At 69.4% G+C, this 23,711-nt stretch carries 18 protein-coding genes; 8 read left to right on the top strand and 10 right to left on the bottom strand.

What is annotated here, in order from left to right:
- Positions 1-43: 43 nt before the first annotated feature.
- The 4 genes from ABD05_RS14855 to ABD05_RS14840 all read right to left on the bottom strand — a co-directional run bounded on the left by ABD05_RS14855 (position 44) and on the right by ABD05_RS14840 (position 5,220).
- Positions 44-1,657 carry an RICIN domain-containing protein gene (locus ABD05_RS14855; RefSeq protein WP_047900777.1) on the bottom strand — a complete coding sequence of 538 codons (1,614 nt, stop codon included), beginning with the start codon at positions 1,655-1,657 and terminating at the stop codon, positions 44-46.
- A gap of 152 nt (positions 1,658-1,809) precedes the next feature.
- On the bottom strand, positions 1,810-2,616 hold the full coding sequence (locus tag ABD05_RS14850; RefSeq protein ID WP_047900776.1) for a sulfite exporter TauE/SafE family protein: 807 nt from the start codon (positions 2,614-2,616) through the stop codon (positions 1,810-1,812).
- An 18-nt stretch (positions 2,617-2,634) separates the two neighbouring features.
- Positions 2,635-4,305, bottom strand: coding sequence for a bifunctional protein tyrosine phosphatase family protein/NAD(P)/FAD-dependent oxidoreductase (locus ABD05_RS14845; RefSeq protein WP_047900775.1), 1,671 nt, complete (start codon positions 4,303-4,305; stop codon positions 2,635-2,637).
- A gap of 30 nt (positions 4,306-4,335) precedes the next feature.
- Positions 4,336-5,220, bottom strand: coding sequence for an MBL fold metallo-hydrolase (locus ABD05_RS14840; protein WP_047900774.1), 885 nt, complete (start codon positions 5,218-5,220; stop codon positions 4,336-4,338).
- A 249-nt stretch (positions 5,221-5,469) separates the two neighbouring features.
- Between ABD05_RS14840 and ABD05_RS14835 the strand changes: the two genes are divergently transcribed.
- Together ABD05_RS14835 and ABD05_RS14830 are read left to right on the top strand one after the other, a co-directional pair.
- Positions 5,470-6,867 carry a sigma-54 interaction domain-containing protein gene (locus ABD05_RS14835; protein ID WP_047900773.1) on the top strand — a complete coding sequence of 466 codons (1,398 nt, stop codon included), beginning with the start codon at positions 5,470-5,472 and terminating at the stop codon, positions 6,865-6,867.
- A 77-nt stretch (positions 6,868-6,944) separates the two neighbouring features.
- Entirely contained in the window at positions 6,945-7,472 is a 528-nt protein-coding gene (locus ABD05_RS14830; RefSeq protein WP_047900772.1) for a M949_RS01915 family surface polysaccharide biosynthesis protein, read from the top strand.
- 53 nt (positions 7,473-7,525) lie between these two features.
- Here ABD05_RS14830 and ABD05_RS14825 read toward each other — a convergent pair whose 3' ends face one another.
- The 4 genes from ABD05_RS14825 to ABD05_RS14810 all read right to left on the bottom strand — a co-directional run bounded on the left by ABD05_RS14825 (position 7,526) and on the right by ABD05_RS14810 (position 14,501).
- Complete coding sequence (locus tag ABD05_RS14825) at positions 7,526-8,554, bottom strand: MerR family transcriptional regulator (RefSeq protein WP_047900771.1); 1,029 nt, start codon at positions 8,552-8,554, stop codon at positions 7,526-7,528.
- Between the two features lie 126 nt (positions 8,555-8,680).
- Entirely contained in the window at positions 8,681-10,243 is a 1,563-nt protein-coding gene (locus tag ABD05_RS14820) for an efflux transporter outer membrane subunit (protein ID WP_047900770.1), read from the bottom strand.
- Between the two features lie 2 nt (positions 10,244-10,245).
- A complete protein-coding gene (locus tag ABD05_RS14815; RefSeq protein WP_047900769.1) occupies positions 10,246-13,395 on the bottom strand; it encodes an efflux RND transporter permease subunit in 3,150 nt (1,049 codons plus the stop codon).
- Positions 13,392-14,501 carry an efflux RND transporter periplasmic adaptor subunit gene (locus ABD05_RS14810; protein WP_047900768.1) on the bottom strand — a complete coding sequence of 370 codons (1,110 nt, stop codon included), beginning with the start codon at positions 14,499-14,501 and terminating at the stop codon, positions 13,392-13,394. The genes ABD05_RS14815 and ABD05_RS14810 overlap by 4 nt, the downstream gene beginning before the upstream one ends.
- A gap of 179 nt (positions 14,502-14,680) precedes the next feature.
- Here ABD05_RS14810 and ABD05_RS14805 point away from each other — a divergent pair, with 179 nt between their 5' ends.
- On the top strand, positions 14,681-15,301 hold the full coding sequence (locus ABD05_RS14805) for a TetR/AcrR family transcriptional regulator (RefSeq protein WP_047900767.1): 621 nt from the start codon (positions 14,681-14,683) through the stop codon (positions 15,299-15,301).
- A gap of 85 nt (positions 15,302-15,386) precedes the next feature.
- Here ABD05_RS14805 and ABD05_RS14800 read toward each other — a convergent pair whose 3' ends face one another.
- Complete coding sequence (locus ABD05_RS14800; RefSeq protein ID WP_202967907.1) at positions 15,387-17,120, bottom strand: ClcB-like voltage-gated chloride channel protein; 1,734 nt, start codon at positions 17,118-17,120, stop codon at positions 15,387-15,389.
- Positions 17,121-17,223: 103 nt separating this feature from the next.
- Entirely contained in the window at positions 17,224-18,291 is a 1,068-nt protein-coding gene (locus ABD05_RS14795; protein WP_047900765.1) for a YeiH family protein, read from the bottom strand.
- 112 nt (positions 18,292-18,403) lie between these two features.
- On the opposite strand from ABD05_RS14795, the gene ABD05_RS14790 reads away from it, so the two are divergent.
- From ABD05_RS14790 to ABD05_RS14770, 5 genes are all read left to right on the top strand, one after another.
- A complete protein-coding gene (locus ABD05_RS14790; protein WP_047900764.1) occupies positions 18,404-19,297 on the top strand; it encodes a LysR family transcriptional regulator in 894 nt (297 codons plus the stop codon).
- Between the two features lie 161 nt (positions 19,298-19,458).
- Complete coding sequence (locus tag ABD05_RS14785) at positions 19,459-20,223, top strand: apurinic/apyrimidinic endonuclease family protein (RefSeq protein WP_047900763.1); 765 nt, start codon at positions 19,459-19,461, stop codon at positions 20,221-20,223.
- A gap of 28 nt (positions 20,224-20,251) precedes the next feature.
- The gene (locus tag ABD05_RS14780; protein WP_047900762.1) at positions 20,252-21,244 is read left to right on the top strand and encodes a sugar kinase; all 993 of its coding nucleotides are present in this window, start codon (positions 20,252-20,254) and stop codon (positions 21,242-21,244) included.
- 158 nt (positions 21,245-21,402) lie between these two features.
- A complete protein-coding gene (locus ABD05_RS14775) occupies positions 21,403-22,683 on the top strand; it encodes an MFS transporter (protein WP_047900761.1) in 1,281 nt (426 codons plus the stop codon).
- 5 nt (positions 22,684-22,688) lie between these two features.
- Positions 22,689-23,654 carry an NAD(P)-dependent oxidoreductase gene (locus ABD05_RS14770; RefSeq protein ID WP_047901236.1) on the top strand — a complete coding sequence of 322 codons (966 nt, stop codon included), beginning with the start codon at positions 22,689-22,691 and terminating at the stop codon, positions 23,652-23,654.
- The last annotated feature ends 57 nt before the right edge of the window (positions 23,655-23,711 follow it).

Genomic DNA, 23,711 nt, shown 5'->3' with positions numbered 1-23,711 from the left:
TGTTTGGGCGCTCTGTATGCCGGATAGCGCCGGTCGCCGCCGGTCAGTACGCGAAGGTCTTGCCGGGTGTCGTCCAGACCGCCGTGGCAGCCGTGCACGGCTGGAGGCTCAGCGTGCCGCCAGCGGCGGGCGACAGGCAGCGGCCCGTCGACTGCGATACGAGCTGTGCCGAACCGGGCGCCGTGCCGGCTTTCACGAGCCATTGCTGATCGGCCTCGCCGGCGACGCAGGTGCGCAGCAGCGCGCCGTTGCCCGCGCTCGGTGCCTGTGCGGTGAGGCAGTAGCTGTACTTGGTCTGCAGCGTGCCGTCGCCCGCGGCGACCCACAGTTGCGGATTGAAGTGCGTGCCGCCGGAGGCGCGTACCGACGCGAGCGTCGGGCACGCGCCGAGCACCGCGGGATGACCGTCGGCGAGGCCGCCCGACGCGGTCAGGCACGCGCCGTTCGCTTTCACGACGCCGGCCGCCGATTGCTGCGGGCCGCCGATCAGCGTCGCGACGCCGTTGGACACGGATGCGTTCGCATCGCTGGCGGGGCAGGTCTTGTTGACCGTGACCGACGGCGCGGGCACGGCCACCGCGTTGCCGATCGCGTCATACGCGCGGATGCTGAACTGCGCGTCGGTGTACGCGATCGACGTGCAGCTCGTGCGGCTCGAGTTCCAGTCGAAATATTCGACCCACTGGCTGATCGACGAGACCGGCACCTGCGTCTGCGTCGTGCCGACGTAGATGCTGCCGATGTCGAAGCTGTCGCCGGCCGAGCCGGCCGTCACGTCGGTGACGTTGCTCTTGAACCAGCCGGGCCCCTGGCTCGTGTCCGGCGTGATGCGGAACCGGTACGTGTGGCCGGCCTGCCAGTCGTAGCGGTAGCGGCACTGCGCGCCCGCGCTGCCGTCCGTCGCCGAGCCGCTGACCGTGCAGTAGCTGCCCGCGCCGATGCCGGCGCTGGCGGGCGTGCCGGGCTTCGCGGCCGTCGCGCCCCACAGGCTGAACAGGAATTGCCGGCCGGTGCCTTCGCTGGCCGACACGAGCTCGGTCGACTGCAGGCCGGTGTAGCCGTGCAGCGAATTGACCTGGTTCGACCAGAATACGTTCGAGTTCGGGCCGGGGTCGGTCCGCGGCGTGATGAACAGGTCGAGCGTGCCGACGCTGCGCACCGTCGACGGGAACCACGTGTTGCTGTAAAGGCCCGGTGTGGCGCCGAGGAAGCCGGACAGCGTCGGCGCGGTGCTGGCGGAAAGCGTCGCGAGACCGGGTGCCGGGTTGCCCGTGACGGTGAAGCTGCGCGCGCCCGCTGGCGGAAGCGACGCGACGGGCGGCACATCGAGCGTGAAGCTGAACGTGCAGGTGCCGCCGGCCGGCACGGTCGCGCCCGACAGCGCGACCTGCGCCGTGCCGTCGCTGGCCAGCGTGCCGCCGCACGCGTTCGTGAAGCCGCTGGCGGTGAAGCCGGCCGGCATGCCGATGAAGAGGCCGGCGGCGGCTGGATCGGTGCCGGTGTTGGTGAGTTTCAGTGTCGCCTTGTCGGTCCCGCCGACCGACGGCGAGAGACTGGCGAGCGTCAGCGCCGCCGTGTAGGCGGGCGTGGCGAGCGCAGTAAGTGGAGCGAGCATCAGTGCGGCGACAGCCGCGCGGCTGACGGATGGGACGAGCATGGCCGGACTCCTGAATAATTATTCGTTTTCGACGCGCGACGTACGGGCGCGCGGCGGCGAGTCTAGCATGCGGTCCTGACAAATTCACGACGGACGAAGGGCGTCGCGGGCCGGACGCGGGTTCGATTCCCGCGTCCGGGTCGTGCGCCGGATTACGCGCCGAATGCGGCCTTGCCCAGCAACCCCAGCGCGACGAATACGAGCACCGCCGCGAAGCCGGCCTGCACGTGTCGCGCGGCAAGATGCCGCGACGCACCGCGGCCGGCGGCCATGCCGAGCGCGGTCGCGACGGTGAACCACAGCGTCACGTCGAGCGGCGCACGCGTGCCCGATACGAGCGTCGCGAACACGCCGCCGGTGCCGACCAGCGCGATCACCATCAGCGATGTCGCGACGACTCCGTGCATCGACACGTTCGTGAACTTGCGCAGCATCGGCACGATCACGAAGCCGCCACCGACGCCGAGCAGCCCCGTCATCAGGCCCGTCATCGCGCCGGTCGACGCCAGCGCGAAGCCGACCGGCCAGGACCACACGAGACGGCCCGTATCGGGATTCACGCGGCCGACGCACAGCGGCGACGCGTCCGGGTCGGCGGGCGCGTGCCGCAGCGCCTGCCGCAGCAGGCGGCCGGCGACGATCAGCATCGTCAGCGCGAACAGCGCGAGCAGCAGGCGCTGCGGCAGCACGTGCGCGAGCCGCACGCCGAGCGTGGTCAGCGGCACGCCGGCCACGGCCATCAGCAGCGCGGCACGATAGCGCACGAGCCCGCGGCGGAAGCCTTCGAGCGCGCCGAGAGCGGCGCTGCCGGCCACCGCGACGAGTGCGACCGGCGTGGCCTGCTGCATCGGCCAGCTCATGCCGACGACGAGCGCGGGCACCGCGAGTATGCCGCCGCCGGCGCCGGTCAGGCCGAGCACGGCGCCGACGAAGCCGCCGAGTACGAGGGAAATCAGCATGACGTCATCGGGCTCCGGTCAACGTGCGATCGCGGGCTTCGCGAGCCATTCGCGGCCCTTGAGCATCGCTTTCCAGTAGAGCGGCGGCAGCACGCGTTCCTTGAGCAGCCACGCGAGCCGCGACGGGCGCTTGCCGTCGATCAGCCAGGCGGGGAAGGTCGGCGCGACCTTGCCGCCGTACAGGAACTCGGCGAGCACGATCTTGCCGCGCTCGACGGTGAGCGGGCACGAGCCGTAGCCGTCGTACGCGGCGTCGCCGTGCGCGCGGCCGAGCGATGCAAGCAGGTTGTGCGCGACGACGGGCGCCTGCTTGCGGGCGGCCGCGGCCGTCTTCGCATTGGTCGTGTTGGTGGCGTCGCCGAGCGCGTAGATGTCCGGAAAGTGCTTGTGCCGCAGCGTCGCCGGATCGACGTCGATCCAGCCGGCCGCGTCGGCGAGCGGGCTCGAACGCACGAAGTCGGGCGCTTTCTGCGGCGGCACGACGTGGATCATGTCGAACGAACGCACGACGGTTTCCTTGCCGCCGTCCGGCAGCGCGCGCGCGAACGTCGCGCGGCGCGCGGGCCCGTCGATCGCGACGAGGTTATGGCCGAACGACAGCGCGATGTCGTAGCTTTTCACGTACTCCATCAGCGCGGGCACGTAGTCGGCAACGCCGAACAGCGCGCCGCCCGCATTCAGGAACTCGACGTTCGCGGCCTCGAGGCGCCCCGCGCGCCGCCAGTGGTCGCACGACAGGTACATCGCCTTTTGCGGTGCGCCCGCGCACTTGATCGGCATCGGCGGCTGCGTGAAGAGCGCATTGCCGCCGCGGAACGAGCGGACGAGTTCAAACGTATACGGCGCGAGATCGTAGCGGTAGTTCGACGTGACGCCGTTGCGGCCGAGCGTGTCGGCGAGGCCTTCGATCGCGTGCCAGTCGAGCTTGAGCCCCGGGCACACGACGAGCTTGCGGTAACCGATGCGCCGGCAGCCGTCGAGCACGACCGTGTGCGCGTCGGGCTCGAAGCCCGCGACGGCGGCCTGGATCCGGTGCACGCCGCGCGGCAGCACGTCGGTCATGTCGCGCGCGGTCGTCTCGGGCCGGAACACGCCCGCGCCGACCATCGTCCATCCCGGCTGGTAGTAGTGGACGTCGGCCGGATCGATCACCGCGATGTCGAGCGACGCATCGCGCGCGAGCAGGCTCGATGCGACCGCGATACCGGCCGCGCCCGCGCCGACGATCACGATGTCGTGCCGCGCGTCGACGGCCGGCGCGGCCTGCCGGCCGCCTTGCGTGACGCGCGATGCGACCGCGCGCAGGTCGTAGCCGGCCGCATTGGCCGTCGCGACGATGTCGTTCAGCGGGCGCAGGCCGGCCTGCGACAGCGCCCACAGCGTGGCCGAACGCGTGCCGCTGCGGCAGTATGCGAGCACCGGGCCGTCGAGCGATGCGACGAGCGCGCCGAACTGCGCGGCCTGGTCGTCGGTCACCTTGCCCGTATCGACCGGCAGGTAATGCACGTCGATGCCGAGCGGCGCGGCCGCCGCGCGGATCTCGGTGACGGTCGGCTGGTCGGGGCCTTCGCCGTCGGGCCGGTTGCAGACGATCGCGCGGACGCCCGCCGCGTGAAGCGCGGCCAAGTCGGCCGCCGTGATCTGCGGCGAGACCGACAGCGCGTCGGTCAGCTTGCGGATGGTGGTCATGTCGGGGTTCTCGGTCGGGGGCGGCGGCGCTCAGATCGCGTCGAGCGGGATCTTCAGGTAGCGCACGCCATTGTTTTCGGGCTCGGGCAGGTGGCCGGCGCGCATGTTGACCTGCACGGACGGCAGCATCAGCACCGGCATCGCGAGCGTCGCATCGCGCGCGGTGCGCATCGCGACGAAATCGTCCTCGGTCACGCCGTCCTTCACGTGCACGTTCGCGCGGCGCTGCTCGGCGACGGTCGTCACGAACTGCACGTCGCGGCCGCCCGGCTGGTAGTCGTGGCACAGGTACAGGCGCGTGTCGGGCGGCAGCGCGAGCACGCGGGCGATCGAGCGGTACAGCGTGCGCGCGTCGCCGCCCGGGAAGTCGCAGCGGGCCGTGCCGTAGTCGGGCATGAACAGCGTGTCGCCGACGAACGCGGCGCGCTGCGTCGCGTCGTCGACGCAGTAGGTCATGCACGCGGGCGTGTGGCCCGGCGTGTGCAGCGCGCGGATCGTCAGCGCGCCGAGCGCGAGCGTGTCGCCGTCGTCGACGAGCCGGTCGAACTGGCGGCCGTCCTCGGCGAAGCCGGGGCCCGCGTTGAACAGCGTGCCGAAGACGTGCTGCACGCGGCGTACGTGCGAACCGATCGCGATCTGGCCGCCGACCCGTGCCTTCAGGTATGGCGCGGCCGACAGATGGTCGGCGTGTACGTGCGTTTCCAGCAGCCAGTGCACGGTCGCGCCGAGTTCGGCGACGCGCTCGATCAGCCGGTCGGCGCTCGCAGTCCGCGTGCGGCCGGATTTCGGGTCGTAGTCGAGCACGCTGTCGACCAGCGCGCACGCGCGGCTCGCCGTATCGAGCAGGAGATAGCTGACGGTGTGGGTCGCCGGGTCGAAAAAGCCTTCGACCGACAGCGTGGGGGCGTTGCTCACGGGGTGTCCTCGATCGGGTTCTGCATCTGCAATCGGGATATCTATCTCAAGAAGCGTGCCAACCGGTCCCGCGGCGCCGACCGATATGCCAGAGACTTGATTCGGCTCGGGTTTTCGGTGCGGCCGTGACGATGCGCGGGCGTTGGCGCTAGCCGGTCGAGCATGTGGACTGCCATATCTGGCAGTGTCGTGGCAGAATTGGCAGCCTGCCTGGCAGTCCGTCCGGCAGAACCGTCCCCGAGCGTCCGCATGAATCCGCACGACACCATCCCGATCGTTCCCGCGCCGCGTCGCGACGTCACGCCCGACGTCCGCGCGCTCGTCGCGTATCTCGAGCAGGACCCGCAGCCGATGATCGTCGTCGATCCCGACTACCGCATCCTCGCGGCGAACGATGCGTACCGGCGCCAGTTCGGCGTGGCGGGCGTCGAGCACGTGGGCCGCCACTGCTTCCAGGTCTCGCATCACTACGACGTGCCGTGCGACCAGGCCGGCGAGCATTGCCCGATGAAGCAGGCGCTCGAATCGCGCGGGCTGAACCGCGTGCTGCACATCCACCACACGCCGCGCGGCCCCGAGCACGTCGACGTCGAGCTGCGGCCGATCTTCGATGCGGACGGCAACGTGATCGCGTATGTCGAGCGGCTGACGACGGTGCGCAGCGCGTCCGCGCAGCCGAGTGCGGAAGGGCTCGTCGGCGGCGCCGACGCGTTCAACGCGGCGCTCGGCGCGCTGCAGCGCGTCGCGCCGTCGATGTTGCCGGTGCTGTTGCTCGGCGAATCGGGCACCGGCAAGGAGCTGTTCGCCCGCGCGCTGCACGAGGCGAGCGATCGCGCGATGGGGCCGTTCGTCGTCGTCGATTGCTCGGGGATCGCGGAGACGCTGTTCGAGAGCGAACTGTTCGGCTACGAGAAGGGCGCGTTCACGGGCGCGAACCAGCGCAAGCCGGGCCTCGTCGAGACCGCGCAGGGCGGCACGCTGTTTCTCGACGAGATCGGCGACGTGCCGCTGCCGATGCAGGTGAAGCTGCTCAGGCTGATCGAGTCGGGCACATTCCGGCGCGTCGGCGGCGTCGAGGCGCTGCGCGCCGATTTCCGGCTCGTCGCGGCCACGCACAAGCCGCTGCGCGAGATGATCGACGACGGCCGGTTCCGGCAGGACCTCTACTACCGGATCAACGCGTTTCCGATCCCGCTGCCGGCGCTGCGCGAACGGCAGGGCGACGTTGCGCTGCTGGCCGAATCGATCCTGCGGCGGATCGCAAACGCGCGCGCCGGCGCGGGCGACGCGGGCGCGCGGCCGTTCGCGGCCCGGCCGTTCGTGCTGACCGAGCGCGCGCGTGCGTGCCTCGATGCGTATGCATGGCCGGGCAACATCCGCGAGCTGCGCAACGTGCTCGAACGCGCGTGCCTGTTCGCGGACGACGGGACGATTCGTGTCGAGCACCTGCCGGCCGAGCTGGTGGCGGCGTCGGCGGCGCCGCAGGATGGCGCGAGTGCGGCGGGTGCGCTGACGGATGCCGAACTGGCGCGGATCGCCGGCGAATTCACCGGTACGCGCAAGGCGCTGGCCGAGCGCACGGGGATGAGCGAGCGCACGCTGTACCGGCGGTTGAAGGCGCTCGGGCTGGGGGCGCGCGAACGCTGAACGGGCGCGTTGCGCGCGGCTGGCAGCGATAGGCGGTTTTACCGATAATGGCGCGTTCGATCCAGTCCCCATCGCCGATGAAGAGACACATCCTTTCGCCCTGCCTGTTCCTCGCAGCCGCTGCGCTGGCCAACCCTGCACCGGCTGCCGAATACACATGGACCGATGCGGCCGGCGTGCATGCGGTGACGCTCGCCAGAACCGCGTCCGGCGACGACGTCGCGCTCAAGGTCTCCGCGACGCTCGACGGCCGGCCCGACTGGACGGTGCGCGACTACGTGAAGGAATGTCCGGTCGACGTGATCCTCGACGTCGTGCCCGCCGCGATCGAAATGACCGACCTGCTCGGCAACGGCCGCAAGCAGTTCCTGTTCGCGTACAAGCTCGGCTGCCGCGGCGACGTCAGCGCCGACCAGGTCAAGTACTTCCTGATCGACCAGGGTACGAAGTACGCGCTGCGCGGCGAAGAGACCGTCACGGTCAAGGGCAAGTTCATGGACGGCGGCGCGGCGCCGGTGCCGAATGCGGAGCTGAAGTCCCATCCGGTGTTTCTGCGCTACATGACGAAGCATTGGCGCGGGATCAGCATGCGCGACTACGAGTAGGTCGCTGCGCGGGCGGCGCGCGGAAAACGCATGCCGCCCGCACGATCACGCGATCAGCGCGCCGGCGCCAGCTGCGCCATCGCCTCGCGGATGAAACCGAGCAGCGTTTCGTCGACCCATGCGTCCTTCGTCAGCGCCGGCTCGTTCATCATCGCGTGACGGAATTTCGCATGCGTGGCCGGATCGTGGCCCGCATAGCTGCAGAACAGTTCGAGCCAGCGCTGCGCGAGCGCACGGCCTTCCGGCGCATCGGGCTTCGTGCCCGCATCGATCGCGTCGCGCACGTCGCTCATCAGTTGCGGCCATTCCATCGCGCGTTTGCCGTAGTGCGCCCGCATGAAGCGGATCTCGTCCGGCGCGAGATATTTCTCGAAGATCCGCATCTTCGTTTCGGCGGTCGCGCGCAGCACATAGTCGCGCAGCGCGGTCGAAATGCCGATCTTCGACTGCATCGCCGGTTCGTGTTCGTGCATCACGTTCAGCTTCGCGAGCAGCCGCGGGTCGTTGTTCGTGTCGCGCACGAGCATCGTCATCCAGCGGCCGGCGAGCGCACGGGCACGCTCGTCCTCGGGCGGCACGCCCGCGTCGTGCAGCGCGCGCACGTCGCCGACGAGCGCGATCCATTCCGCGTCGCCCGCCTGGCTCTTGCGGTACATCGGCATGCGCGCGAGTTCTTCCTCGGAAAAGTATTTGTCGTACACGGTCATCAACTCCAGTGTGGTGAGCCAATCGGCCAGTTCCGGCTCCGTGCCCGCGGCGAGCTGCGCGTGCAGGCTCACGAGCCGCTCGCGCAGCTGCGCGGTTTGCGCGAGCTGGCGGTCGAGCAGCACGATCTGCTTCGCGACGAGCTCGACGAGCGGGGTGCCGGGCTGGTTCAGGTAGTCGCCGATTTCGGTGAGCGACAGTCCGAAGCGACGCAGCGCCTGGATCTGGTGGAGCCGGGCGATGTCGTGGCGGTCGTACAGCCGGTAGCCGTTGTCGGCGCGCGCCGAAGGCGTCAGCAAACCGATCGCGTGATAGTGATGAAGCGTGCGGACGGTCAGCCCGCTGCGTTTCGCCAGTTCTCCCACTTTCAGCTGCATTCGTTCCTCCGTTCGGTACGCACACTGGAGTCTGGAACGTTACGCTACGTGAGGGTCAAGCGGAAGATCGACGATCAAGCGCGCGCGGGGTTGCTCCGCGCGCGCCCGATCGGAGGGCCGACTTTATTACGGCGAAGGTGCGGTGCCGGGCGTGGCGGCGCGTGCTTCCTTGCCGGTCGCGCTGTCGCCGGCTGCCTTGCCGGTCTTGCCGGCCTTGTCGGCTTTATCGGCTGGCGGCGTGCCCATCGCCTGATAGAGCCGCGCGGTATCCGCGAACCGTGCGCCGGTCGCGCGGATCTCGTCGAGCCGCGCGTTGCGGTACTGCAGCTCGCTGGCGCGCGCGGCCGACGGCGGCAGCGCGCCGAGCCGCACGCGGGCGGCCGCGTCGTCGTATGCGCCGCGTGCGGACAGTGCGGCGCGCGACGACGCGTCGAGCGCCTCCGCATCATGCTCGAGCGCCGCGAGCGAATCGGCGACGTTCTGGAACGCGCCGAGCACGGCCTGCTTGTACTGGTCGACCGCGGCCTCGTAGGTCGCCTTCGCCGCGCGGCGCTGCGAGAGCAGCGCGCCGCCGTGGAAGATCGGCTGGCTCAACGACGCGCCGACGTTCCAGATCGCGCCGGCGCCCGACAGCATGGTCGGCCAGCTGAAACCGCCTTGGCCCATCGCCGCCGACAGCGACAGTTGCGGGAACATCTGCGCGGTCGCGACGCCCACTTCGGCGGCGGCCGCCTTCAGCCCCGCGTCGGCCGCCTGGATGTCCGGGCGGCTTTGCAGCAGATCCGACGGCACGACGACGGGCACCTGGTCGGGCAGGTGCAGATCGGCGAGCGTGAGATCGGCCGGCGGCCGGTCGGGCGTGCGGCCGACCAGCACCGCGAGCGCGTGGCGCGCCGAGTCGCGCTGCTGGCGCAGCGCGGGCAGGCTGGCCGCGAATGTGTCGGCGCTTTGCCGTGCGTTCAGCGCGTCGCTGCGCGACGCCGAGCCGAGCGCGTAGCGGCGCTCGGCGTCGTGCGCCTGGTCGTTCGCGAGCGCGACGAGCCGCTCGGTCGTGTCGATCTGCGCGTTGAGCACCGACACCGTGATCGATGCGGTGACGATGTTCGCGGCCAGCGCGCGCCGCGCGGATTCGAGCTGGAACGCACTGACGTCGACGCGTTTCGCGAGCGCGCGGTTCGCGAAGCGCGACACGCCGAACAGGTCGACCGTGTAGCTCGCCTGCAGTTGCCCGACGAACGTGTCGTACAGCAAGGTCGGTGCGCCGAGCGCCGGAATCGGCACGCCGAGCGCACGCTGGCGCGTGGCCTGGCCGACCGCGTCGATCGACGGCAGCATCGAGCTGCCGATCTGCCCGCGCAGTTGCTCGCGCGCGGCATCCAGCGAATGCGACGCCGCGCCGAGCGTCGGGCTGTTGCGCAACCCTTCGTCGACGAGCGCGTTCAGCGCATCGGAGCGGTACTGCTTCCACCAGTCGGGCACCGGCTGCGCGCCGACTTCGAACTGCTGCGCGACGCCTTGCGCGGGCACGGTCTGCTCGACTTGCGGCGCGACGCCGTAATGCGCGGGCGACGGCATCGCGGGCGGCTCGCCGCTCGGCGCGAACCACGCGCAGCCGGCGAGCGGGCCGGCGAGGCTCGCGGCTGCGAGCGCACGCACGGCTTGGGTTTTCAGGGTCATCGACACATCCATGGTCAGGCTCCCGACGGCGCGGCCGGCGCGCTGCCGTCATGCGGCGGGCCGTCCTGCGGGTCGCGTTCGTCGCGCTTCACGCGGAACCACGTCGCGTACAGCGCAGGCAGGTAGAACAGCGTCAGCACGGTCGCGCTCGTGATGCCGCCCATCAGCGCGGTCGCCATCGGCCCGAAGAAGTTCGAGCGCAGCAGCGGGATCAGTGCGAGCACGGCGGCCGCGGCGGTCAGCGTGATCGGGCGGAAGCGCCGCACGGTCGCACCGATGATCGCGTCGACGCGGCCGTGGCCTTCCGCGATGTCCTGCTCGATCTGGTCGACGAGGATCACCGAGTTGCGCATGATGATCCCGAACATCGCGATCACGCCGAGCATCGCGACGAAGCCGAACGGCTGGCCGAACAGCAGCAGCGTGGCGACCACGCCGATCAGCCCGAGCGGCGCGGTCAGCACGACCATCAGCACGCGCGAGAAACTCTGCAACTGGATCATCAGCAGCGTGAACACGGCGATCGCCATCAGCGGCATCTGCGCGTTGATCGAGTTCTGCGCCTTCGCGCTTTCCTCGACCGAGCCGCCGATGTTGATCTGATAGCCGACCGGCAACTGCGCGCGCAGCGCGTTCAGCTTCGCGTCGACCGCATGCGTGACGTCGATGCCCTGTGCACCGGCGCGCACGTCCGACTGCACGGTGATGGTCGGCTGGCGATCACGCTCCCACACGACGCCGTATTCGAGCGTCGGCTCGAAGCGGCCGAGCGAGCCGAGCGGCACCGGGCCGTTCGGCGTCGGCAGCGCGAGGCCCGCGAGCTTTGCCGGATCGACGCGGTCGGCCTGCGGCGCGCGCAAATCGACCGCGATCAGCTTGTCGCGCTCGCGGTATTGCGTGACCGTCGTGCCGGACAGCGTCATCGCGAGGAAGCTCGACACGTCCTGCGACGTGACGTTCAGCTCGCGCGCCTTCTTCTGGTCGATCTCGAAGCGCACCGAGCGCTCGGCCGGCTCGTCCCAGTCGAACTGCACGTTGACCGTGCGCGCATCGCCGCGCATCGTCGCCGCGACCTTCTCGGCGATCGAGCGGACCGTCGCGATGGTGTCGCCGCTCACGCGGAACTGCACCGGATAGCCGACCGGCGGGCCGTTCTCGAGCCGCGACAGACGCCAGCGCACGGCCGGGAACCGGTCGCGCAGCGTGGTTTCGAGCCAGGTCGCGAGCTTTTCGCGATCCTCGACCGATTTCGCGGTGATCACGAACTGCGCGAAGTTCGGCAGTTGCAGCTGCTGGTCGAGCGGCAGGTAGAAGCGCGGCGCGCCGCTGCCGACGAAGTTCACCGAATGATCGATCTCGGGGCGCTTGTCGATCACCTTCTCGAGGCGCTCGGTTTCGCGCAGCGTCGCCGCGAACGACGCGCCCTCGGGCAACCGCAGGTCGACCAGCAGCTCGGGCCGGTCGGAACTCGGGAAGAACTGCTGCGGCACCAGCGAGAAGCCCATCAGCGACACGACGAACAGGGCGCCCGTGATCAGCAGCACGACGAAGCGCCGCTCGATGCACCAGTCGACCCAGCCGCGCAGCCGCCGGTAGAACCGCGTGTCGTAGATGTCGTGCTCGTGGTCGTCGGGCAGGTGCGCCTCGTGCGCCTGCCGCTTGCGCTCGGGCAGCATGTGGAAGCCGAGCAGCGGGATCAGCACGACGGCCGCGAACCACGACGCGATCAGTGCGATCGCCGACACCTCGAAGATCGAGCGCGTGTATTCGCCGGTGCTCGATTTCGCGAGCGCGATCGGCAGGAAGCCCGACACCGTGACGAGCGTGCCCGTCAGCATCGGGAACGCGGTGCTCGTGTACGCGAACGCGGCGGCGCGCGCGCGGGTGTAGCCCTGTTCGAGCTTCACGGCCATCATCTCGACCGCGATGATCGCGTCGTCGACGAGCAGCCCGAGCGCGAGCACGAGCGTGCCGAGCGACACCTTGTGCAGCCCGATGTCGAACAGGTACATGAACAGGGCCGTCACCGCGAGCACGACCGGAATCGAGATCACGACGACCATCCCGGTGCGCAGGCCGAGCGACACGAGGCTCACGACCAGCACGATCGCGATGGCTTCGGCGACCGCCTCGAGGAAGTCGTCGACCGAATGCGCGACCGCGTGCGGCATGCTCGACACCTCGACCAGCTTGAGGCCGGCTGGCAACTGCGCCTGCAGGTTCTTCGATTCGGCGTCGAGCGCCTTGCCGAGCCGGATCACGTCGCCGCCCGGTTGCATCGTCACGCCGATGCCGAGCATGGCCTTGCCGTTCGATCGCATCTGCGTGACGACCGGATCGTCGTAGCCGCGCTTGACCGTCGCGAGATCGCCGAGCCGGAACGTGCGGCCGTTGATGCGGATCAGCGTATCGGCAATCGCGTCGACGTTGTCGAACTGGCCGCTCGGCCGCACGAACACGCGATCGTCGGCGGTCGTCAGCACGCCGGCCGACGAGATGCCGTTCTGCGCGTTGATCGCCTGCCCGAGCTGCTGCGGCGAGATGCCGAGGCGCGTGAGCTGCGCGTTGTTCACCTCGATGAAGATCCGCTGGTCCGGGTCGCCGAAATAGTCGACCTTGCCGACGCCCGGCACGCGCAGCAGCACGGTGCGCAACTGGTCCGCGTAGTCGTGGAGCTGCGCGGGCGTGAAGCCGTCGCCTTCGAGCGTCCAGATGTTGGTGTAGACGTCGCCGAATTCGTCGTTGAAGAACGGGCCCTGCACGCCGGGCGGCAGCGTATAGCCGATGTCGCCGACCTTCTTGCGGATCTGGTACCAGGTCTCGGGCACGTCCTTCACGGGCGCCGAATCCTTCATCGTGAAGAAGATCAGCGATTCGCCGGGGCGCGAATAACTGCGCAGGAAGTCGATGGCCGGCGTTTCCTGCAGCTTGCGGCCGATCCGGTCGGTCACCTGTTCCTGCACCTGCCGCGCGGTCGCGCCGGGCCAGAACGTGCGGATCACCATCACGCGGAACGTGAACGGCGGGTCTTCGGACTGCGCGAGCCGCGTGTACGCGAGGATGCCCGCGAGCGTCGCGAGCGCGATCAGATAGACGACGAGCGCCTGGTGGCGCAGCGCCCACGCCGACAGGTTGAACCGGCCTTCTTCGCGGGAGGTGCTCACGATGCGAAGTCCTCCGGGTGCAGCGGCGCGATCGGGCGGACCTTCTCGCCCGCGCTGACCGTATGCACGCCCTGCAGCACGACGCGCTCGCCCGGCTGCAGCCCGTGCGACACGGTGACGGAGCGCTCGTTGAAGCGCGCGACGTCGACGCGGCGCAATTCGAGCGTGTCGTCCTTCGTGCGCACGACCCACACGGCCGGATGCGCGCCGTCGTGGAACAGTGCGGTCGCGGGCAGCGTGATCGGCTGCGCGTCGCCGGCGGCCGGCGCGCCGTCGAACGCGACGCTCGCGGTCATTCCGAGCCGGATCGCCGGATCGGGCGCGGCGAGCGTGAGCTTCACGCGATACGTGCGGCTTTGCGGATCGGCGGCCGGCGCGATTTCGCGCACCTTCGCGGCGAACTGGCGGCCCGGCAGCGACGGCAGCGTGACGGTCGCCGCGTGGCCCGGCGCAAGCGACGCGAGCGCGGCCTCGGGCACGTCGCTGACGACGTCGACGTCGCCGGACCACGCGAGCTGGTAGACGGCCTGGCCGGCCGACACGTTCTGGCCGGTGTCGGCCTGTTCGGCGGTGATGTAGCCCGCATGATCGGCGACGAGCGTCGCATAGCGGAGCTGGTTCTTCGCGAGCGCGAGCTGCTGCTGCGCCTGGTCGCGCTGCGCGAGCGCCGACGTATAGCTGTTCTGGGTCTGCTCGAGCTGCGCGGTCGCGATCAGGTTTTCGTGCGCCTGCGCGCGATCGCGGTCGAGCTGCTGCTTCGCGAACGCGAGGCTGTGCGTCGCGGCATCGAGTTGCGCCTGCGCGCTCGCGGCGTTTTTCTCGACGTCGGACGGATCGAGCAGCGCGACGACCTGGCCGACCTTGACCGTATCGCCGAGCCGCACCTTGCGCTCGACGATCTTGCCGGCGATGCGGAACGACAGCGGCGTCGCGTAACGCGGCTGGATCTCGCCGGGCAGCGTGCGCGCGACCGCGGCGTCGTCGGCATGCGCGGGCAGCGCGACGACGGGGCGCGGCGCGGGCGGCGCGGATTCTTTCGGATGACAGGCGGCGACGAAGAGCGCGACGCCGATCAGCAGCGCAGCGCGGGAACCGGAGCGATTCACGAAACCCCCAGGTGAGGTGGAGCGGAACGAAGCCGGCAAGCGCGGCGGGCGCTTGCCCCAAGCGGCGCCGACACCGGCGCGCGGACAACATCTTTCGGAAACTGTGGCGAATTCTAATACACACCTGTATCCGAGTGCAAAGATGAATCTGAAAGGGAATTGGTGCTAGACTGCGCGCCATGAAACCACAGCGCTTAACCCGCGAGCAGAGCAGGGATCAGACGCGCGAACGTCTGCTGAATGCCGCGCATCGTATTTTTCTGAAGAAAGGCTATGTGGCCGCGAGCGTCGAGGACATCGCGGCCGCGGCCGGCTTTACGCGCGGCGCGTTCTACTCGAATTTCCGCAGCAAGTCGGAACTGCTGCTGGAGTTGCTGGAGCGCAACCATGAGGCGGTGCGGGCCGATTTCGAGGCGATCTTCGACGAGGGCGGGACGCGCGAACAGATGGAAGCGATGACGCTCGCGCATTACCGGACGCTGTTCCGCGACGACGAATTCTCGCTGCTGTGGGGCGAGGCGAAGCTGCAGGCCGCGCGCGACGCGAAATTCCGCGTGCGCTTCAACCAGTTCCTGCACGGCAAGCGCCTGCAGATGGCCGAATTCATCCAGCGCTTCGCCGATCGCTCGGGCACGCCGCTGCTGCTGCCGGCCGAGACGCTCGCGTTCGGGCTGATGTGCCTGTGCGACGGCGTGCAGTCGTACTACACGGCCGATCCGCAGCACGTGCCGGCCGACGTGGCCGAATCGGTGCTCGCGGGGTTCTTCGCGCGGGTCGTGCTGGGGCGTGCGCCGGACTGAGCGGGAAGCGGGTTCGCATGTGTCGTGCCCGCCCGCGGCAGGCTGGAAGCGATGAAGCGGTCCGGCGCGAGCCGCGCGATGCGCATCAGCGCTCGCCGGTCATCCGCCGGTACGCGTCGAGCAGCGACGTCTTGTAGACGACGCCCGCGAGCGTCGGCTCGGCTTCGCTTTCGATCACCGGCAGCCGTTCGCCCTGGAACGCCATGAAGCGTTCGAGCGCGGTCGCGAGCGGCATGTCGGGCGTGAGGAGCGGAAACGGCGTATGCGCGTAGTGCGCGGCCGTCTTGTCGGTCGTGTCGCGCTTGTCGAGCAGGTCGGACGTGATGTCCTTCAGCGCGACCGCGCCGCGGAAGCGCCCGGCGTCGTCGGTCACGTACAGGTACTTCACCGGATATTCGAGAAACACCCGCGTCATGTCGGCGACGCTCGCGGTGAGCGACACGACCGTCTGCGCGGGCTGGATCAGCTCGCGCATCTGCGTGGTGCGCAGCCGCAGCCGTTCCTGCGCATCCTGGTGATGGTGCAGCGTGATCTCGTACATCGACGTCGTGCCCGTCGCGCGTGCGACGAAATATGCGAACACGCACGACACCAGCAACGGCAGCACGACCTGGTAGCTCAGCGTCATCTCGAAGATCATCAGGATCGCCATCAGCGGCGCCTGCGTGGCGCCCGCCATGAACGCACCCATCCCGACGATCGCGTACGCGAAATACGCCGACGTATGGCCGGGCCACACGGCTTCCATCACGAGCCCGAACAGCGAACCGAACACCGCGCCGACGAACAGCGTTGGCGTGAAGACACCGCCGATCGCGCCCGAGCCGACCGTCGCGGAGGTCGCGATCACCTTGAACACGAGCACCGCGATGAGCGCCTGCCAGGTCCACGGTGAATGAAGGATGTGGTTCACGACGCTGTAGCCGTTGCCCCACACGTCCGGAGTCCATACCGAGATCACGCCGACGACGAGGCCGCCGAGCGCGAGCCGCACGGGCAGCGGCACGGGCAGCCGCTTGAACTGGTTCTTCGACGCGTCGAGCAGGTGCAGGAACTGCGGCGCGAGCACGCCGCACAGCGCGCCGAGCACGACGAACAGCAGCACCTCGGGGCCCGTGACGGCCGGAAACACCGGCATCTCGTACGGCGGCCGATAGCCGGCGAATTCGCGCATCACGATGTTCGCGACGACCGACGCGACGACCATCGGCCCGAAGCTCTCCATCGCGATCGTGCCGAGCACGATCTCCGACACGAAGAACGCGCCGGCGATCGGCGCGTTGTACGCGGACGTGATGCCGGCAGCTGCCCCGCACGCGACCAGCAGGCGCAGGCGCGGCGGGTCGAAGTGCACGAAGCGGCCGACGAGCGACGCGGCGAGCGCCGCGAGCTGCACCATCGGGCCTTCGCGGCCGATCGAGCCGCCGCTGCCGATCGTCAGCAGCGACGACACGCTGCGCCACAGGCTCTGCCGCACGGGCACGATGCCGTTGCCGAGTGCGACGGATTCCATGTAGTCGGTCTTGCCGGATTTCTTGTCGCCGCGCGTCGCGAGCAGCAGCACGCAGCCGGCGAGGAAACCGCCCGCGGCCGGCATCCAGAACCGCACGTACCACGGCAGGCTCTTCGCCATCTGCACGAAGCTGCCGCTGTGCCCCGAGATCAGGCGCTGCATCACGTCGATGCCTTCGCGGAACGCCATGGTGGCAAAGGCGCCGCCGACGCCGACGATGGCCGACCAGATCAGCATCGTATGGGCGTCCGACAGGCGGAACAGCGTTTGGGCGCGAGTGCGCAGCTTCAGCAGGAACGAGAGCACGGCTGAAAGGGGGCGATGGAAAACGACGCGAAGCATAGCACTGCGCCGCGCCCGCGGGACCATCCCGTCGGGCGCGGCGCGCGAGGTATCACGGACACGCGGCTCAGCCAAGCCAGTGCTGCACGGCCCAGGTGATCCCGTAGCCGCCGGCGATCAGCCACACGTACAGGATCAGGCCGGTCACCAGTGCGCGGGGGCCGGCTGCGCGGATCTGCGACACGCGCGTCTCGATGCCGAGCGCGGTCATCGCCATCGTCAGCGCGAAGGTGTCGAGCACGTTCAGCGTATGCGTGACGTCGGTGGGCAGCACGTTCAGCGAATTGACGATCACGAAGCCGAGGAAACCGAGTGCGAACCAGGGCACGGCCACCTTGCGCTTGCCTTGCGCGCCGCCGGCCGTGGCGCGGGCCGAGCAGGCGAGCCACCAGCCGAGCACGAGCAGCACCGGGACCAGCAGCATCACGCGCGTCATCTTGACGATCGTCGCGATGTGCGCGACCTGTGGGCTGATGTCGCTGGCTGCACCGACCACCTGTGCGACTTCGTGAATCGTGCCGCCGAAGAACAGGCCGAGGCCGGCCGGATCGAGGTTCAGCAGCCCGGCGTGATACGCGATCGGGTACAGGAACATCGACAGCGTGCCGAACAGCACGACGCTGCCCACGGCCATCGCGCTCTGGTGCGGCTTCGACTGCAGCGTCGATTCGAACGCGAGCACCGCGGCCGCGCCGCAGATCGCGCTGCCGGCGGCGGTCAGCAGCGCCGCGTCGCGGTCGAGCTTCATCAGCTTCATGCCGGCCCAGGTGCCGATCACGAGCGTGCTGACGACGACCAGCACCGACACCGTCAGGCCCGGCAGGCCGACCTGCGCGATTTCCTGCAGGCTCACGCGCAACCCGAAGAACGCGACCGCGATGCGCAGCAGCTTGCGCGCGGAGAAATTGACGCCGGCCGCCCAGCTGGCCGGCATGCCGTCGCGCAGCGCATTGCCGTACAGCGCACCGGCGACGATGCCGACGATCAGCGGCGACAGGCCGAGCCCCGCGATCGCGGGGAGTTCGGACAGGCTCGTGACGGCGGCGGCGAACAGCGCAACGAACAGCACGCCGTTCAACTGGCCGCGCATCGACGGCGCGGCGTGGCTGAGAGGAGGAGTCGAGGCAGTGGACATGGAAGCACCGGGATGGAGCGTGTTGCGATGCTGTAATCCTAATTTCGTTATATCGATATGAAAAATTGTGATTTGTGACATAAACTATCCGGAAAGCCGATAATTCATCCCCATGACCCCGGATCAACTGATAACGTTCGCCGCCGTCGCCGAACACCTGAACATCAGCCGTGCCGCCGTGGCGCTGCATCTGTCGCAGCCGGCCGTGTCCGGCCAGTTGCGGCTGCTGCAGGACGAATTCGGCGAGCCGCTGTACCAGCGCGACGGCCGCGGCATCCGGCTGACGCCGGTCGGCGAACAGCTCGCGCAATACGCGAAGGCGCAGCGCGACACGTTCGCGCAGGCGCGCGCGTTTCGCGACGCGGTGCGCGGCCTCGAGGCCGGCACGCTGCGGATCGGCGCGAGCACGACGCCCGCGAGCTACCTGCTGCCGTACCTGATCGCGGCGTTCCAGCCGCGTGCGCCGCGCGTGACGATCCATACGATGAGCGGCAATACGGCCGACGTGGTCGCCGCGCTGCCGTCGCTCGACATCGCGATGATCGAAGGGCCGCCCGGCGAGGCGCTGCCGCCCGGCACGACGGTGCATGCGTGGCACGAGGACGAGATCGTCGCGATCGTGCCGGCCGGCCATCCGCTGGCCGCGCCCGGCTACGATGCGGGCGTGACGCTCGACGCGCTCGCCGCCCATCCGCTCGTGTTGCGCGAGGAGGGTTCCGGCGTGCGGCAGCTCGTCGAGCGCGCGTTCGCGCACGGCGGCGCGCCGATGCGCGTCGCGTTCGAGATCGCGGGTGTCGAGGCGGTGAAGGAGGCCGTGCGTGCCGGGATGGGCGTCGGGTTCGTGTCCTCGATGTCGCTGCGTCACCAGGAGGCGGCGCTGGTGCTGCGTTCGCTGGCGCCCGCGCCGCTGACGCGCCATTTTTCCATCCTCGTGCCGCATGGCGGCGCGCCGTCGCGGGTCGCCGCGCAGTTCCTCGAAATGAGTCTCGCGCAGGACCTTGCCTAAGCGGCCGAAGCCCGGCCGGGAACGCGCGATGTGCGCCGTGGGGCGCGCATTCGCGTGGCGCCCGGCCTTAGGGATTTCCTCTATGGCGTGCGTTCGACGCGAAGCGCACCATCCGTCTCAAGCAAATGGAACCGGTTCCATTCCGGCAAAAAAAGGGCAAAATGGCAGATATCGTGATCGTGGCGAGCGCATTCGGGATGGACCGCGTGCGCCAGGAGGGCCACAGCGCATTCGTCGCGACCGCGGCGGCATCCGGTGCGACCGGCTTCGAGGTGCGGCGCGAGCTGTTCGCGTCGGACGACGACGCGACGCCCGGCGCGCTGGCCGCGCTCGGCGCGCAACTGGCCGGGCACGGGCTGTGGTCGGTCTATTCGACGCCGGCCACGCTGTACACGGAAACGGGCGCGCTCGATGCCGACGCATTGCGCGACGCGCTCGCGGAAGCTGACGCGCTTGGCGCGCGCTTCGTAAAATTCCAGCTCGGCGGTTTCGCCGGAAATGCTCATGCGGCCGACATCGTCGCGCTGTCGCGCGGCGCGCGTGCCCGTGTGGTGGTCGAGAACGGCCAGCTTCCGGTCGGCGGCGCGCTCGCGCAGTTCCGCGAGCTGTTCGACGCGCTGGCCGCGGCGGGCATGCCCGACGCGCTCGGGATGACGTTCGACATCGGCAACTGGCAGTGGCCGGGAGAAGCGCCGCTCGATTGCGCGCAGGTGCTCGCGCCGCACGTGGAATACGTTCATTGCAAGGCCGTCGAGGGCGAGGGCGCGCGCCGTTTCGCGGTCGCGCCGGCGCCGAACGACCCGCTCGTGACCGGCGTACTCGCGGCGCTGCCGCAGCATGCGCCGCGCGGCATCGAATTTCCGTTCGACGCGGGCGACCTGGCGGGCGATGCATGCCGGCGCGTCGCGTGGCTCGCGGCCGCATGACGGCAGAAGGATCCGGAGGAGTTCACTCATGAAAGCAGCACTCGATGTCGTGACCTACGGCGAGGCGATGGCGATGTTCGTCGCGACCGAGCCCGGCCATCTCGCGCATGCGGCGCAATTCACGAAACGGATCGCGGGCGCCGACCTGAACGTCGCGATCGGCCTGTCGCGGCTCGGCTTCCGGGTCGGCTGGATGAGCCGCGTCGGCCGCGATTCGTTCGGCGGCTACGTGCTCGACACGCTCGCACGCGAAGGCATCGACGCATCGTGCGTGACCGTCGATCCGCGTTACCCGACCGGTTTCCAGTTGAAGTCGCGCAACGACGACGGCAGCGACCCGACCGTCGAATATTTCCGCAAGGGCTCGGCCGCGAGCCACCTGTCGTGCGACGACTACGTGGCCGACTACGTGCTCGGCGCGCGCCACCTGCACCTGACGGGTGTTGCGCCGGCGATCTCCGCGACGTCGTGCGAGCTCGCGTTCCAGCTCGCGCGCGAGATGCGTGCGGCCGGCAAGACGATCTCGTTCGACCCGAACCTGCGCCCGACGCTGTGGCCGTCCGCCGACGTGATGGCGAAGACGCTGAACGCGCTCGCGACGCTTGCCGACTGGGTGCTGCCGGGCCTCGCCGAAGGGCGGCAACTGACCGGGCACGACACGCCGGCCGACATCGCGGGCTTCTATCTCGCACAGGGCGCGCGGGTCGTCGTGATCAAGCTCGGTGCTGACGGCGCGTACTTCCGGACGGCCGACGGCCGCGAGGGCACGGTTGCAGGCGAGCGTGTCGAACGTGTCGTCGATACGGTCGGCGCCGGCGACGGCTTCGCGGTCGGCGTGGTCAGCGCGCTGCTGGAAGGCCGGAGTGTCGAGCAGGCCGTCGCGCGCGGCAACCGGATCGGTGCGCTCGCGATCCAGGTGATCGGCGATTCTGAAGGCTTGCCGACGCGCGACGCACTGGATCGGATCGAAAATGTCAGCAATCGCGCCGATCGCTTAGAGGAAACCGTCACCGCGCAATGAGAGGCCGGACACGGCACAATCCGCGGTTCAATTTCGTGCATCAAGCACCGCTTTGCGTGAGACCGGACGGCAAAGCAGGCGACCGGAGCGGTGCTGACGCACCGGTTCCGGCCGCGCAGCGCTGCAGCGTCAGCCCGGTCAACAAAGGAGACATTCTGATGGCAACCAATCTCGCAGCCCGACGCTGGTGGACGATCATGCCGATCGTGTTCATCACGTACAGCCTCGCCTACCTCGACCGCGCGAACTACGGGTTCGCGGCGGCAGCCGGCATCAACCAGGATCTCGGGATCAGCAAGGGCCTGTCGTCGCTGATCGGCGCGCTGTTCTTCCTCGGCTATTTCTTCTTCCAGATTCCCGGTGCGATCTATGCGGAGCGCCGCAGCGTGAAGAAGCTCGTGTTCGTCAGCCTGATCCTGTGGGGCGGCTGCGCGGCGCTCACCGGCGTGGTCAGCAACATCCCGTCGCTGATGGCGATCCGCTTCGTGCTCGGCGTCGTCGAGGCGGCCGTGATGCCGGCGATGCTGATCTACATCAGCAACTGGTTCACGAAGAACGAACGCTCGCGCGCGAACACGTTCCTGATCCTCGGTAACCCGGTCACCGTGCTGTGGATGTCGATCCTGTCGGGTTATCTCGTGCACGAATTCGGCTGGCGCCACATGTTCATCGCCGAAGGCGTGCCGGCCGTCCTCTGGGCCGTGTGCTGGTGGTTCCTCGTGCAGGACAAGCCGGCCGATTCGCCGTGGCTCAACGCGCAGGAAAAACGCGACCTCGACGCCGCGCTCGCCGCCGAGCAGGCGGCGATCAAGCCGGTACGCAACTATCGCGAGGCGTTCCGCTCGCCGGCCGTGATCAAGCTGTGCGCGCAGTATTTCTGCTGGAGCATCGGCGTGTACGGCTTCGTGCTGTGGCTGCCGTCGATCGTCAAGAACGGCTCCGATCTCGGCATGGTCGCGACCGGCTGGCTGTCCGCGCTGCCGTATCTCGCGGCGACGATCGCGATGCTCGCCGCCTCGTGGGCCTCCGACAAGGTCGGCTCGCGGCGCGGCTTCGTATGGCCGTTCCTGCTGATCGGCGCGGCTGCGTTCGCCGCGTCGTACGCGCTCGGCTCGTCGCATTTCTGGATCTCGTATGCGCTGCTGGTGGTCGCGGGCGCCGCGATGTATGCGCCGTACGGCCCGTTCTTTGCGATCGTGCCGGAACTGCTGCCGAAGAACGTCGCCGGCGGCGCGATGGCGCTGATCAACAGCATGGGCGCGCTCGGCTCGTTCGTCGGCTCGTACTTCGTCGGCTACCTGAACGGCGCGACCGGCTCGCCCGTCGCGTCGTACGCATTCATGAGCGCCGCGCTCGTCGCCGCGGTGATCCTCACACTGTCCGTCAAACCCCAGGCGCGCGATGCGCATCCGCTCGCCGCGCCGCTGCAAGGAAAATGAAACCGATGAAGCCTCGTATCGTCGCGTACAAGCCGCTGCCCGATGACGTTCTCGCGTACCTGCGCGAGCATGCGGACGTCGTGCAGGCCGATGGCGCCGACGCGCTTGCCGATGCGCTCGGCAACGCGGACGGCGCGATCGGCGCGAGCCTGAAGGTCCCGCCGCAGATGCTCGACCGCGCGCCGCGGCTGAAGGCCTGGTCGACGATCTCGGTCGGCTACGACAATTTCGACGTCGCGGATTTCACGCGGCGCGGTATCGTGCTCGCGCATACGCCGGACGTGCTGACCGAGTCGACCGCCGATACGGTGTTTTCGCTGATCCTGGCGTCCGCGCGGCGCGTGGTCGAGCTGGCCGAGTGGGTGAAGGCCGGCCACTGGCATCGCAGCATCGGCCCGGACCTGTACGGCACCGACGTGCAGAGCAAGACGCTCGGCATCGTCGGGCTCGGGCGGATCGGCGGCGCGGTCGCGCGCCGCGCGGCGCTCGGCTTCCGGATGCAGGTGCTGTACGCGAACCGGTCCGCGCATGCCGAAGCCGAGACGCAGTACGGCGCGCGGCGCGTGACGCTCGACGAATTGCTCGCGCAGTCGGATTTCGTGTGCGTGCAGGTGCCGCTGTCGCCGGAAACGCACCACCTGATCGGCACGGCCGAATTCGCGAAGATGAAGCGCGGCGCGATCCTGATCAACGCGTCGCGCGGGCCCGTCGTCGACGAAGCCGCGCTGGTCGACGCGCTGCGCGCGGGCACGATCCGCGGCGCGGGGCTCGACGTGTTCGAGAAGGAGCCGCTGCCGGCGGATTCGCCGCTGCTGCAGATGAAGAACGTCGTCGCGCTGCCGCATATCGGCTCCGCGACGCACGAGACGCGCCACGCGATGGCACGCTGCGCCGCGGAAAACCTGGTCGGCGCGCTGGCCGGCACGCTGCGCACGAATCTCGTCAATCCGGACGCGCTCGCGCGGGCCTGAGCCGCGCCGGGTAACGGGGCGACAGCCGGTCGGCGGGGTGCCGGCGTCGTTAGAGTC

Origin of the sequence: Burkholderia pyrrocinia (assembly GCF_001028665.1) — a bacterium.
Lineage (GTDB): Bacteria > Pseudomonadota > Gammaproteobacteria > Burkholderiales > Burkholderiaceae > Burkholderia > Burkholderia pyrrocinia.
The sequence above is the reverse complement of the archived record's forward strand: the minus strand, read 5'-3'. Positions and strand labels throughout refer to the sequence as shown.